Origin of the sequence: Glaciihabitans sp. INWT7, assembly GCF_014217685.1 — a bacterium.
GTDB lineage: Bacteria > Actinomycetota > Actinomycetes > Actinomycetales > Microbacteriaceae > Lacisediminihabitans.
The window spans coordinates 1,446,207-1,459,426 of the sequence record NZ_CP043653.1 but is presented as its reverse complement, the minus strand read 5'-3'; the positions used below and the strand labels follow the sequence as shown (position 1 = coordinate 1,459,426).

Here is a 13,220-nt window from a genome sequence, read left to right as displayed (position 1 = left end):
AGCCGCCGGTCTGCAGTCCCTGGAATCAATCTCGCGACTTGCCCAGTTCGTGCCACGACCGACCGCCGACCAGCGCGACGCACAGCTGCGAGGCACCCTGTGAGCCGCCCCACAGACCTCAGCAAGTATGCCGAAGCCGAACGTTGGATGTTGGAGACCTTCGGGCAGGGAATGCAGGACTACCTCAACGCCGAGGACCAAGACCCCATCAGCGTCTGCGTTGTTGAAGTAGACAAGGTTCTGAAGAAGTCAGGAGCTCGGAAGCTTCTCGTCCAGTGGCGCGCGGAAGACATGAAGTCGAGAGCCGGACGGCACGCAATCCTCAGCCCAGCCGCCGCTCTGACCCTGATATTTCTCCAGCTCAGGCTCAGACGCGTAACCCTGATCACCGAGATGGGAGCGACCTTCCGGCATCTCAGCACGACGCAACGCACCCTTCTCGGTCTGACCCACGACGGGCACGACGATCGCATTTACGACCGGATCTGGGAAGCCATCAAACGTCTGATCGCGTTGGTCGACGAGTTTCCCGGACGGCGAGACAAGGTTCTGACCGAAGCCGAGTTCGTCGAGATGGTCAACGCCCGCGACGCAGCCGACTGCGCGATGCGACGCGAGCGAATGTTCACACTCGGGGCCTCCCTTATCGAGGGCTCCCGACTGTGTCTGCCTCAGGAACTCCGAGACCGCTCAGACGGCAACGTCTGCCTAGACGCGACATTCGTCGGCCTGTATGGAAAGACAGGGAACCGTTCAGCGAAGAACCTCAAAGGCGATCGTCGAACAGCGAACCCCGATGGCGGCTGGTACCAACGAGAGGGCAGCCATGGCGCTGTCACCCACCTTGACGCCGCGATATTCAACAAAGCCGACCCGAGCAACAAATACAAGGGAACCCCCGAGGGGAAGCGGAACTGGGGGATTGAGATCGAAATTGCCCGCATGACCGCGAACTACCGGGAAGGGAAAGAACGGTTCCCTCTCCTCACCGTCGGCATCTCCTTCCACATCCCCGGAGCGATCATCGGCGAAGGCGTCCGAATCGCCGACTCGCTGCTTCAGCGGGGCCACAAAGCCAACCTCTTCATCGTCGACCGCGCCTACTCCAACGGGCTCTACAACGAATACGCCGTCCCACTCCGCCTGCGCGGGTTCAAACATGTCTTCAACTACCGAGAAAACGATCTCGGCGAACAAGCATTCGACCCTCGCGGCTTCGTCCAGATCTCCGGCGCCTGGTACCTCGACACCCTGCCGAAGGTTCTCCGCGACGCTGACAAAGTCATCCTCGCCGAACGCAACACCTACGACGCGATCAAGAAGCGCGTAAAAAAGGACATCACCTCCACGGCCGCCGAAAAGAAGAAAGCTCTCGACATCGCCAGAAAGCAACGTGATCTGGCGGAGGACCGTTACCGTCAGCAGAGTGCCCAGCGAGCGAAGTCCCAACTCAAGCCCAAGGGACACATGGACTCTGACTGGACCCGCAGATACCTGATTCCCACCGAATCTCCCGACTACGCCAAGTGGAACGCGAAACCCGGCACCCATCAAGGCAGCACCGTGTCGATGAAGCGCCCCGAAGGCAAAGAGGGTGACAAACCCAACGCCGGAGGCCTCAAGCACGAGCAGTATTACCCCTGGGGCAGCGACGAATGGCGCGCCGCGAACGGCATGCGCAACGGGGTCGAATCCGTCAACCGGAACCTGAAGCGAAGCCAGTACGAGGACATCGCCGACGCCGAAAAGCGCGCCATCCGCGGAAACACCTTCAGCTACCTCGTCATCGCCCTCGCGACCGTCGTCGAGAACATGCGCAAAATCGTGAGCTTCTACAAAGGGCAACTCAAACTCAAAACCCTCAGCCCGAAAATCAACCGCCTGCCGGAAAGCTACTGGCAATCGACGACACCGGCCACCGAAGCCAACGATGCTTCAGGCCCACCCGGCTAGCACCCGCTAACCAACCGATTCCCTACACCTGCAAGACCCTAACAATCCGGCATGCCTGAAATCCTTCAGGCATGCCGTTTCTTCGTTAATGGGCCATCAGTCGAGGCGCCTGATCAACCAAAAGACCTCATCCGGGCATGAAAAATGGGCCGGACAACCGTTGACCAGTTGTCGCGACCCATTTTCCGAACAAGTACCGGGCAATTGCCCGAACTTCCCCACTGTGCGCGAAGGGGGACTTGAACCCCCACGCCCTAACGGGCACCAGCACCTCAAGCTGGCGCGTCTACCATTTCCGCCATCCGCGCGCTTTCGATTCCTCTTTTCAGAAGCACCGAGGTACGACACTAGCATGTGCGCGGGGCACGGTTCGAACACCGGCGTGGGGTCGCGAGACGATACCGTTGAGGCATGCTGACTGAGACTTCCGACGACCAGCTCGACGCAACCGCCCGCATCGCCCGCGACCTGATCCGCTTCGATACGACCAACTACGGCGGCGGCAGATCCAACGGCGAAACGGATGCCGCGGAGTACGTTTCCGCCTACCTGTCGGGTCTCGGACTCAGCCCCGAGATGTTCGAGTCCGAGCCCGGGCGGGTGAGCGTGGTCGCTCGCGTCGAAGGATCAGACAGCTCGAAACCGGCCCTGGTGGTTCACGGCCACACGGATGTCGTGCCCGCCCAGCCAGACAACTGGTCGGTTGATCCGTTCGGTGGCGTCATCAAAGACGGCATGCTCTGGGGCCGCGGCGCCGTCGACATGAAGAACATGGACGCGATGATGCTCACCGCCCTCCAGGACATCCTCGGCGCCGGCAAGCAGCCCTCCCGCGACCTCGTGATCGCCTTCTTCGCCGACGAGGAGGCCGGGGGAGTGCTCGGTTCTGGCTACCTGGTGAAGAACCATCCGGAACTCTTCGCGGGGGCCACCGAGGCGATCAGCGAGGTCGGCGGCTACTCAGTGACCCTCAACGGCACCCGCGCCTACCTGTTGCAGACCGGGGAGAAGGCCCTGGTCTGGGTCAAACTCATCGCGCGCGGCACCGCCGCGCACGGATCTCATGTGATGCGCGACAACGCCGTCACGAAGCTCGCCGAGGCCGTCGCCGCTGTCGGTCGCCGCGACTGGCCGGTGCGGCTCACCGAGACGACCACCGAGCTGCTCGCCGAGCTCGCCCGCATCCTCGAGGTCGACCCGCAGAAGGTGGGGCCGGATGAGATCGCCCTGGCCACCGGCACGACGAGCCGATTCATCCAGGCCTCGCTTCGCACCACGACCAACCCCACCGCCCTCACTGCCGGCTACAAGCACAACGTGATCCCGGACACCGCCGAGGCGCTCATCGACATCCGCACACTTCCGGGCGAGGAGGACGACGTGCTCGCCGAGCTCGCCGAGCTGGTCGGCCCCGACATCGAGATCGTGGTGCTGCACCGTGACATCGGCCTCGAGACCGCCTTCTCCGGCCCGCTCGTCGAAGCGATGACATCGGCTCTCGGCACCCACGATCCCGGCGCTCCCGTGCTGCCGTACATGCTCTCCGGTGGCACAGACAACAAGGCCCTCTCTCTGCTCGGCATCAAAGGCTACGGCTTCGCGCCGCTCAAGCTCCCGCCCGAGCTCGACTTTCCGGCCATGTTCCACGGCGTTGACGAGCGTGTGCCGCTCGACGCGTTAGTGTTTGGCAGGCGCGTCCTCGGGGACCTGCTGCTCGACTACTGATTGGACCCGCCCGTGGGCATGCTCAACGCCATCATCCTCGGCATCGTCCAGGGCCTCACCGAGTTCCTGCCGATCTCCTCGAACGCCCACCTGCGGCTGGTCGGCCTGCTTCTCGGCACGGGAACCGACCCGGGAGCGGCCTTCACCGCGATCATCCAACTCGGTACAGAGCTCGCGGTCGTCGTCTATTTCGCGGCGGATCTCTGGCGCATCATCTCTCGCTGGTTCCTCGCACTGTTCGGTCGCATCCCACGCAATGACCCGGACGCCAAGATGGGCTGGTTCATCATCCTCGGGTCGGTGCCGATCGTGGTGCTCGGCCTGATCTTCCAGAAGACCATCGAGACCACTCTCCGCTCACTGTGGATCATCGCCGTCACCCTGATCGTGTTCGGCATCCTGCTGGGCATCGCGGACTATGTCGGGGCCAAGAAGCGACGGTTGCGGAATCTCACGGTGCCGCACGCGGTGATCTACGGGGGAGCTCAGTCGCTCGCGCTCATCCCCGGAGTCTCCCGCTCGGGCGGCACGATCACCGCCGGCCTGTTCCTCGGGTACGAGCGTGCGGCTGCCGCCCGGTATTCGTTCCTTCTCGCCATCCCCGCCGTCTTCGGAAGCGGCCTGTTCGAGCTCTACAAGACGATCAAGTCGCCGGGCTCCGAGGTGTTCACGGCGGGGGAGACTGCCGCTGCGACCGTTGTCGCCTTCGTGGTCGGTCTGGTCGTGATCGCGTTCTTCATGAGCTACATCTCGAAGCGCTCGTTCCTACCCTTCGTGATCTACCGCCTACTGCTCGGCGGCACGCTAGTGGTGCTTCTCTCCACCGGCGTTCTGAAGCCGGTGTGATTCGGATCCTGGGCCACTCCGGCGGAGTACAGTGATCGCATGATGGCCGACACCCGAGAAGGCCGACTCGTCGACACTTTCGTCACTCTGGCCGACACGCTAGTCGCCGGCTACGACGTCGTCGACCTGCTTCATACCCTCGTGGATGCCTGCGCCACCCTGTTCTCGGCCTCAGCGGCCGGCATCATGCTTGCGGATGCCACCGGGCAACTCTCGCTCGTCGCTTCAACCAGCGAGAAAAGCCGTCTCGTCGAGCTGATGCAACTCAGCGCCGGAAACGGGCCGTGCGTCGAATGCTTTTCCACCGGACTCGTCTACGCACTCCCGGACATCGAGTCGGTGAAGGGCGCCTGGCCGGAGTTCTACCACGAGGCGGTCGCCCAAGGCTTTCGTGCCGTGCACGCGGTGCCCCTTCGCCTTCGTGGAGAAATGCTCGGAACTCTCAACCTCTTCCTGGACCGCTCCGGCTCGCTGACCGCCCATGATGCCTCCGTAGCCCAGGGGCTGGCGGATGTCGCGACGATCGGAATCCTGCAAGAACGAGCCGCCCGCGAAAGCGAGCTCACTCAGCGCCAGCTGCAGTCTGCCTTGAACAGCCGCGTCGTGATCGAGCAGGCAAAAGGGGTGATCGCGCAGTTGCACGGCGTCGACATGGACACGGCTTTCGCGACCCTTCGCCAGTACGCTCGCGACAACAATCTCAGCCTGCGTGACGTCGCCGCCGGCGTGGTCGGCAAGACGCTCTCACTCTGATCCTGGGCAGGCCTAGCAATCTGCAAGAGACCGGTCTACCGTGGCAATCGTCGCTCCGGACCCCAGACCCCAGCCTGGTGACCTGATATCGGTGGGTCTTGCTGCGCAATCGCGCAGGCTCGGCTCGCCATCGGAGGTAGAGCGTGCTTGGGCATTTCGAGGAGAGCGCCGGATCCACTCCGGCGGCCGTCGCTGACGTCACCGCGGCCGAGCCGGTGATCGCGCACGCGTCAGGGGACTCCGGCGGAAACACGGGGTCGCGCGGCGGTGCGATCCCCACGTCGCGCGCTCGAGCATTCACCGCGGAAGACCTGCTGGACTACGAGGAGTGGACGACGTCCGGAGGGTTCAGCTAGACGTCCCCGGTAAATGCCGTTGACCGGCTCGCTTAGGCTGGAATGGTGCAATCCTGGACCCGCCCGACCGTGCCCGCCCTGCCCGGAGCGGGGCTCGTGCCCCGCATCTTCGACGCGGCGTCGCAGGCGCTCGTCGAGGCGCGTCCGCACCCCTCGTCGCCCACACTCGCGAGCATCTATGTCTGCGGAATCACGCCGTACGATGCCACCCACCTGGGCCACGCCGCCACCTACCTCGCCTTCGACACGCTCATCCGGGTGTGGATGGATGCCGGTTTCGAGGTGCGCTACGTACAGAACAGCACGGACATCGATGATCCTCTGCTCGAGCGGGCGGCACGAGACGGCGTGGACTGGCGCGACCTCGCGGCCTCGCAGATCGACCTGTTCCGCGGCGACATGGAAAAGCTCGGCATCATCCCGCCCGACGAGTACGTCGCGGTCACCGAGGTGATCGCGGATGTGGCGGATGCCGTGAAGATCCTCGTGCAGAACGGCTCCGCCTACAGCGTGCCGAGCCCAGATGCCGCCGACGACCTCTACTTCGACAGCAGTTTCGCCGCGCCGGCCTGGCACCTCGGTCAGGAGAGCACACTCGACCGGCCGACGATGCTCGAGCTCAGTGCGGAGCGCGGGGGAGATCCGCTGCGTCCCGGTAAACGCGACCCGCTCGATCCGCTGCTCTGGCGGTCGGAACGGTCTGGCGAACCGGCCTGGGACTCGTCCCTCGGGCGCGGGCGCCCCGGCTGGCACATCGAGTGTTCGGTGATCGCGCTCGAGCACCTTCCCACCCCCCTCACCGTCAACGGGGGAGGCCGGGACCTCGTCTTCCCCCATCACGAATTCAGCGCGGGTCATGCCGCCGCGCTCACCGGACATCCGCTCGCCGGCATCTACGCCCACGCCGGGATGGTCGGCTACCAGGGCGAGAAGATGAGCAAGTCCCTCGGCAACCTCGTGCTCGTCTCCCGTCTCGTCGCCGGAGGCGCCGACCCGCGGTCGATCCGGCTCGCGCTCCTCTCCGAGCGCTATCGCAGCGACTGGGAGTGGACGGATGCCCATCTGCGCATCGCCGACGACCGGCTCGCGTCGTGGACAGCCTGGGCCGCGTCACCGACCGAGGGCCCCGATGACGAGTTCCTCGCGGAGCTTCGCGCGCGACTCGCCGACGATCTCGATACCGCCGGGGCGATCGCGGCGATCGATGCCCGCATCTGCGGAGGGGCTGCGGCCTCGACGACGGCGGTCAGCGCGATCGACGCGCTGCTCGGCATCCGCCTGGCCCCAGCCGCGGCTACCCGCTGACGACAGAACTCCCGCCACACGGCGTGGGACCTACTCGCGCGGACCGCGGTCTTCTGGCGGAAGCGGAGGTCCCGCCGCACCGCCGGGACCGCGCCCATCCGCCTTGCCGTCGCGCCGCCGCAGGTACTTCTCGAACTCCTGCGCGATCGCCTCTCCGCTGGCTTCGGGGGAGTCGACTGTGTCCCTTGCCTGTTCGAGCTGAGCGATGTAGGTCGCCATCTCGTCGTCCTCGCTCGCGAGCACGTCGATCCCGCTCTCCCAGGCCGCGGATTCGTCCACTAGCTCACCACGGGGAATCACCACGTCGATCATCTCCTCGAGCTTGTCGATGATCGCGAGAGTCGCTTTGGGCGAGGGCGCATTGTGCACGTAGTGCGGCACGGATGCCCAGATCGACACCGTGGGGATTCCCACCTTCTCGGCGGCCTCACCGAGCACCGAGAGAATACCCACCGGGCCCTCGTACGAACTCTTCTCCACGGCGAGCTCTGTGCGCAGTTGCGCGTTCTCACTGCTCACGAAGACCGAGATCGGTCGGGTGTGCGGCACGTCGGCGAGCATCGCTCCGAGAAAGACGACACCGGTGATCTGGTTCTCCGCGATGGTCGCCATGATCTCCGCGGTGAAGCTCTTCCAGTTGCGCGAGGGCTCGGTGCCGAGGAGCAGGTAGATGTTCGACGCGTTCTCGCCGATCGCCCCGCAGGTCTCCTGCGACTGCGGCGAGCGCTGCGCGAGAACCCCCGTTGGACCGTAGGTGACCACGGAGGGCCAGACGAGAAGGCGATTGCCGTCGTCATCCTGAGCGACCGTCGGGCGATTGAACTGGTAGTCGAAGTAGCGTTCTGCGTCGATCTCGGCGATCGGATACAGGTCGAGAAGGTCCTTGAGCATCGAGACCGCGCCGCTCGCGGCTTCCCCCGCATCGTTCCAGCCCTCGAAGGCGACGACCAGCAGTCGCCCACTCAACATTCCCACGTTTGGCACTCGCTACCTTCTGGAGTCATGTTTCGGCGGACGGCCGGCTGTGGCCTACGTGACTTCCCTCCGTCAAGGATAGAACCCCCTTCCCTCTAAACTTGAGTCCCGTGACCGATCTCCTCCCCGCCGCCGTCCTCTGGGACATGGATGGCACCCTCGTAGACACCGAGCCATACTGGCTCGCCGCCGAGGCGGAGCTCGTCGCATCTTTCGGCGGCACCTGGACCAAGGAAGACGGTCTCACGCTCGTCGGCTCCGGCCTCTGGCACACTGCGGCCGTGTTGCAACACCGCGGCGTCGAGCTCACCGAAGACCAGATCGTCGATCGCCTCACCGACCGGGTGATGGAGCAGATCGAGTCGGAGGTTCCTTGGCGGCCGGGGGCACTCGAGCTTCTCGCCGAGCTCCGGGAAGCCCGGATCCCTACCGCGCTCGTGACGATGTCCATCCGGCGCATGGCCGAGCACGTCTCGTCGTTCCTGCCGTTCACGGCCTTCGACCACATCGTGTCCGGGGATTCGGTCACCCACAGCAAGCCGCATCCCGAGCCGTACCTGCGCGGTGCCGAGCTTCTCGGAGTCGATACGGTCAGGTGCATCGCCATCGAGGACTCGACCACCGGATTGGCCTCCGCGGTCGCCGCCGGGGCCGTGGCGATCGGCGTGCCGTTGCATTCCCCGCTCGAGCACGGCCGCGGCTACACGATCTGGCCCACCCTGACCGGCCGGGGCGTCACCGACCTCTCGGAACTTCTCCACTCGACAAGAACGGATGCCGCATGACCGCCGTTCGCCGCCAGAGCGGTCCCTTCCGCGCGGGAGACCGAGTACAGCTCACCGGGCCGAAGGGCCGCCTCAACACCATCACCCTCGAGGCCGGCAAGGTCTTCCACACCCACCGCGGCATGGTCGACCACGATGCCCTGATCGGCCTGGCGGATGCCTCGGTCGTCACCGCGACCAACGGCGACGAGTACCTCGCCCTCCGGCCCTTGCTCAACGACTTCGTCATGTCGATGCCGCGCGGCGCCGCGATCATCTACCCGAAGGATGCCGCGCAGATCCTGAGCCTCGGCGACATCTTTCCCGGCGCGAAGGTCGTCGAGGCCGGCGTCGGATCTGGCGCCTTGAGCCTCTGGCTGCTTCGCGGCATCGGACCGACCGGCTCCCTCACCTCATTCGAGCGCCGCGAGGAGTTCGCGGACGTCGCCCGCGGCAACGTGGTCTCCTTCCTCGGGGCGGAGCCGCAGAACTGGACGGTGACGGTCGGCGACCTCGTCGAATCGTTGCCCACCGCGGTGGAGAACGGCTCGGTCGACCGGGTGGTGCTCGACATGCTCGCGCCCTGGGAGTGCCTCGGGGTCGTCGCTGACGCCCTCGCACCCGGCGGCGTGCTCCTCTGCTACATCGCCACCGTCACCCAGCTCTCCCGGGTCGCCGAGGCCGTGCGCGGAACGGGACTCTTCACCGATCCCGACTCGTCCGAGACGATGGTGCGCGGATGGCACGTGGAAGGCCTCGCCGTGCGCCCCGACCACCGCATGGTGGCCCACACCGGCTTCCTGCTCACCGCCCGCCGGCTCGCGCCCGACACCGTGCTTCCGCAGCTCAAGCGTCGGCTCTCCAAGTCGGACTACACCGATGAGGATGTCGAAGCGTGGACCCCCGGGGCTCTGGGGGAGCGATCGGTCACCGATAAGCGCCTGCGCAAGACTGCTCGAGCGGCCCAGACCACCGCCGGTCACGCGATTGCCGCGGCCGATACCGCGAGCACCCCGCCCGCGAGCACCCCGCCCGCGGACGAGTCGCCCGCAGAGTCACTCTAGAATTGTCAGGTTCCACGATCGTGATCGAAACGAGGATTCGTGCGTAAGACCACAGCGCTGATTGCTGCCATCGCCCTGCTCGGCTCGCTGACGGCGTGCGCAAGCGGCACCGGCTCCAGCATCGCGGGGTGCGATCCGGTCGTGACCGCGGGTGCGGCATCCTCCGTCATCACGGCACCGGGCAAGTTCGGCACCGCTCCGAAGGTGAGGTTCCCCACACCGCTGTACACGAAGACCACCCAGGCATCCACGCTCATCGCCGGCAAGGGCGCCCCGATCGTCGCCGGCCAACCGGTGATCCTCGATGTGACGATCGTCAACGCCGCGGATGGCACGGAACTGCAGAAGACCAGCTACAACAGCACCGGCGGCAGCCTGATCACCGCGGGGAAGTCCACCTTCCCGGCGGTCAGCGAGGGCCTGGAATGCGCTCAGGTGGGATCCCGGCTCGCCATCATCGGCTCGCCAAAAGACAGCCACAACGGCGTCGCGGATGCCGCGAACGGCATCGGCAAGGACGACTCCTTCATTTACGTCGTCGACGTGAAGGGCGCTTTCCTGCCGAAGGCGAACGGCTCCGACCAGATCCCCACCAACGGGATGCCGGCGGTGGTGCTCACCGCGGACGGCACCCCGGGCATCAGCGTTCCCGACCGCTCGGCACCGAAGTCCGCGACGGTGAACGTGCTGAAGGCGGGCTCTGGCGCGAAGGTGAAGAAAGACCAGTTCATCGTCGTGCAGTACACGGGCATCGGCTGGGCCACCAAGACGGTTTTCGATTCCACCTGGACGGCGCACCAGGCGTCGGTGATCCAGGTCGGTTCGGCAGCGGTCTCCTCAGGTCTGAGCAATGCCCTGATCGGTAAGCGTGTCGGTTCGCAGGTGCTCGCCGTGCTTCCACCGAAGGCCGCGGCAGTATCGGACGGCTCCGGCAAAGCTCCCGCGGACGACGCATCCGTCTACGTCGTGGACATCCTCGGCATCGCCGGGTAAGTTACCTCCCGACCGGTGCGCCGGTCTCATCCGGACACAGGCCGAGTGTCTTCCGAATTCATTCGAAACCAGGGTCCCCGTGCCAGCTGCAAGCGTCTCCAGAATCCCCGTCGAGGAGCGGCTGTTCAGTCTTGTGCTCGCGCTCCTCGCCACCGAGACCGGTCTCACCAAGAACGAGGTGCTGTCGACCGTGCAGGGCTACCGGCAGCGGTATCGCGCCGGTGGCGACAACGCGAACCTCGAGCGCCAGTTCGAACGCGACAAAGACGACATCCGCGACCTCGGGGTTCCTCTCGAGACCGTGGATTCTCCCGGCCAGGCGGGCAACAACCAGAACCTGCGTTATCGCATCCCGCGGGGCAGCTATGAGCTGCCGAGCGACATCACCTTCTCGGCGGAGGAGACGACACTGCTCAATCTCGCCGCAATGGTGTGGCGCGAGGGATCCCTCTCCGGAGAGTCGCGGCGAGCCGTGATCAAGCTCAAGGGCCTCGGACTCGTGTCCGATGAGCCCGTTCTGGGCTATGCACCGCGCCTCCGTGTGCGGGATGCCGCGTTCGAGCCGCTCCGCGCCGCTCTCGAGCGCAACGCGATAGTGCGCTTCGCATACCTGAAGCCCGGCGAAGCGGAGGCCCGAGTGCGGGAGCTCGCCCCGCTCGCCCTCGTGCAGCACCAGGGTCGGTGGCATCTTCATGCGCTCGAGCCGGGCACGGAGATCACCAAGACCTTCCTGCTGCGGCGGATCGTGAGCCAGGTCACCACCACCGGGGCGTTCTTCCCCGCCCCCAGTGGCGACCAGACCGCTCGGGCCCTCGACGAGCTCGAAGAGGTGTGGCAGTCCCACACGGCCGATGTCGAGGTGCTCGCCGATTCGGATGCCGCCACACGTCTGCTCAAACGCCGCGGCACCGTTCGGCTGCCCTCCGGCGTCTTGCGACTGCACTACTCCGACGCCAATATCTTCGCCGACGAACTGGCCGGGTACGGCCCGGAAGCTCTCGTGCTCTCCCCACCCGAGCTCCGCGAGGCGGTTCGCAGCCGCCTCCTGCAGACCGTCGAGGAGCACTCGTCCCGTGAGGGCGGCTCAGAAGGGAAGATCAGTGGCTGATCGAACCGCCCCGCTGCAGGCACAGGACAAGCTCGCCTTCCTGCTCTCCCTCGTGCCGTTCCTCATGGAGCATGAGCGCATCAGCGTGCAGGATGCCGCTGATCATTTCGGCGTGAAGCCACAGCAGGTGCGGGAGGCGGTCGAACTCATCGCCGTCTCGGGCATCCCCGGCGAGACCGGGCAGTACCAGCACGGAGACCTGTTCGACCTCGCCTGGGACGACTTCGAGGAGAACGACCAGATCGTGCTCACGAACCTCGTGGCCATCGACGACGCACCCCGCTTTTCCGGCCGGGAGGCCGCAGCGCTCATCGCCGGGCTGCAGTACCTGTCGGCGCTGCCGGAGAATGCCGATCGCAGCGCGATCGCCACGCTCATGGCCAAGCTCGCGCGCGGGGCATCCGCCCTTCCGAGCCAGTTCGCAGTCGAGGGATCGGAGTCCGACGACACACTCGCCCTCATTCGCGACTCGGTGGCCTCCGGCGTGCAGGTGGAGTTCGACTACATCAACTCGCGCGGTGAGCACGAGCGTCGGCGGGTAGACCCGCTCCGCATCGAATCGATGGACGCTGACTGGTACCTGCGGGGATGGTGCCATCTGCGCGAAGCGGTGCGCACTTTCCGGATCGACCGCATCGGAAACCCCACGGTGACCTCCGAGCCGATCACCACCCACGCCTCCGACGTGCACCTGCCCGACACGCTTTTCGAGGGCTCGGCGGACGACCTCGTGGTGACCATCGACGTCGCCCCCTCGGCGGCGCCCCTGCTCGCCGACTACCTCACCGACGGCACCGGAAGCACCCTCGTCGACGGCCGCGACCGCACGGCCCTCCGGGTGTCGCACTATCACGGGCTCAAAAGACTGGTCGGGGGACTCCCGGGCATGGTCACCGTGGTCGAGCCGGCGGATGCCCGGCGGGCCGTCGCCGACTGGGCCGCGGCCGGGGCAGCGCGCTACGACGAGCAGATCGCGGGAGCCGACTGATGCCCTGGTGGTCGTGGATCGTCATCTGGGCCTGTCTCGTGCTCGCCCTCCTCGCGATGCTCGTCTTCTCCGGCTGGCGCCTCTTCCGCAAGGCCGTCGCGGTCTTCGACGAACTCGGAGCGCTCGGCGCAAAACTCGAGCTGCTGGATGCCGCGATCACGGAGTTCGATACGAAGCAGGAGCAGTTCGCCCTCCTGCAGAAATACTCCGACGTGCAGGAGCAACGGCGGAAGGTACGTGACGCATCGCTGGCCAGAAAAGAGGCCCGACGCTCCGGCCGCCTCGACCGCGGTCGCGCCCTCACCCGTATCGATGCGAATTCCCGTCGGTGGTTCCAAGCCGAATGACAGCCGTAGAGTTCGGATAGGCGGTAAACTTACTCAACTCGAT

At 65.7% G+C, this 13,220-nt stretch carries 13 protein-coding genes and 1 tRNA gene; 12 read left to right on the top strand and 2 right to left on the bottom strand.

What is annotated here, in order from left to right; all coding sequences use genetic code 11:
• Positions 1 to 147 precede the first annotated feature (147 nt).
• Complete coding sequence (locus F1C58_RS07155) at positions 148 to 1,953, top strand: hypothetical protein (protein ID WP_185203722.1); 1,806 nt, start codon at positions 148 to 150, stop codon at positions 1,951 to 1,953.
• A 224-nt stretch (positions 1,954 to 2,177) separates the two neighbouring features.
• On the opposite strand, the gene F1C58_RS07150 is transcribed toward F1C58_RS07155, so the two are convergent.
• A tRNA-Leu gene (locus F1C58_RS07150) sits at positions 2,178 to 2,261 on the bottom strand.
• Between the two features lie 103 nt (positions 2,262 to 2,364).
• Between F1C58_RS07150 and F1C58_RS07145 the strand changes: the two genes are divergently transcribed.
• The 5 genes from F1C58_RS07145 (at position 2,365) to mshC (ending at position 6,938) form a co-directional block, all read left to right on the top strand.
• Positions 2,365 to 3,678, top strand: coding sequence for a M20/M25/M40 family metallo-hydrolase (locus F1C58_RS07145; protein ID WP_185203721.1), 1,314 nt, complete (start codon positions 2,365 to 2,367; stop codon positions 3,676 to 3,678).
• Between the two features lie 18 nt (positions 3,679 to 3,696).
• Positions 3,697 to 4,524 carry an undecaprenyl-diphosphate phosphatase gene (locus F1C58_RS07140; protein WP_370543707.1) on the top strand — a complete coding sequence of 276 codons (828 nt, stop codon included), beginning with the start codon at positions 3,697 to 3,699 and terminating at the stop codon, positions 4,522 to 4,524.
• A gap of 39 nt (positions 4,525 to 4,563) precedes the next feature.
• Positions 4,564 to 5,277 (top strand): GAF and ANTAR domain-containing protein, encoded by a 714-nt coding sequence (locus F1C58_RS07135; protein WP_185203719.1) that lies wholly within the window; start codon positions 4,564 to 4,566, stop codon positions 5,275 to 5,277.
• Positions 5,278 to 5,420: 143 nt separating this feature from the next.
• Positions 5,421 to 5,633, top strand: coding sequence for a hypothetical protein (locus F1C58_RS07130; RefSeq protein WP_185203718.1), 213 nt, complete (start codon positions 5,421 to 5,423; stop codon positions 5,631 to 5,633).
• Positions 5,634 to 5,678: 45 nt separating this feature from the next.
• Positions 5,679 to 6,938, top strand: a complete 1,260-nt coding sequence (gene mshC, locus F1C58_RS07125; protein WP_185204043.1) for a cysteine--1-D-myo-inosityl 2-amino-2-deoxy-alpha-D-glucopyranoside ligase — start codon at positions 5,679 to 5,681, stop codon at positions 6,936 to 6,938.
• 30 nt (positions 6,939 to 6,968) lie between these two features.
• On the opposite strand, the gene F1C58_RS07120 is transcribed toward mshC, so the two are convergent.
• Positions 6,969 to 7,907, bottom strand: coding sequence for a proteasome assembly chaperone family protein (locus F1C58_RS07120; protein ID WP_185204042.1), 939 nt, complete (start codon positions 7,905 to 7,907; stop codon positions 6,969 to 6,971).
• A 152-nt stretch (positions 7,908 to 8,059) separates the two neighbouring features.
• Here F1C58_RS07120 and F1C58_RS07115 point away from each other — a divergent pair, with 152 nt between their 5' ends.
• From F1C58_RS07115 to F1C58_RS07090, 6 genes are all read left to right on the top strand, one after another.
• Positions 8,060 to 8,698, top strand: coding sequence for an HAD family phosphatase (locus F1C58_RS07115; protein ID WP_185204041.1), 639 nt, complete (start codon positions 8,060 to 8,062; stop codon positions 8,696 to 8,698).
• A complete protein-coding gene (locus F1C58_RS07110) occupies positions 8,695 to 9,741 on the top strand; it encodes a tRNA (adenine-N1)-methyltransferase (RefSeq protein WP_185203717.1) in 1,047 nt (348 codons plus the stop codon). The genes F1C58_RS07115 and F1C58_RS07110 overlap by 4 nt, the downstream gene beginning before the upstream one ends.
• A gap of 39 nt (positions 9,742 to 9,780) precedes the next feature.
• Positions 9,781 to 10,734, top strand: a complete 954-nt coding sequence (locus tag F1C58_RS07105; protein WP_185203716.1) for an FKBP-type peptidyl-prolyl cis-trans isomerase — start codon at positions 9,781 to 9,783, stop codon at positions 10,732 to 10,734.
• 79 nt (positions 10,735 to 10,813) lie between these two features.
• Positions 10,814 to 11,842, top strand: coding sequence for a YafY family protein (locus F1C58_RS07100; RefSeq protein WP_255461328.1), 1,029 nt, complete (start codon positions 10,814 to 10,816; stop codon positions 11,840 to 11,842).
• Positions 11,835 to 12,830 carry a YafY family protein gene (locus F1C58_RS07095; RefSeq protein WP_185203715.1) on the top strand — a complete coding sequence of 332 codons (996 nt, stop codon included), beginning with the start codon at positions 11,835 to 11,837 and terminating at the stop codon, positions 12,828 to 12,830. Before F1C58_RS07100 ends, F1C58_RS07095 begins: the two co-directional genes overlap by 8 nt.
• Positions 12,830 to 13,177: a hypothetical protein gene (locus F1C58_RS07090; protein ID WP_185203714.1), complete on the top strand. Its 348-nt coding sequence runs from the start codon at positions 12,830 to 12,832 to the stop codon at positions 13,175 to 13,177. Before F1C58_RS07095 ends, F1C58_RS07090 begins: the two co-directional genes overlap by 1 nt.
• Positions 13,178 to 13,220: the final 43 nt, after the last annotated feature.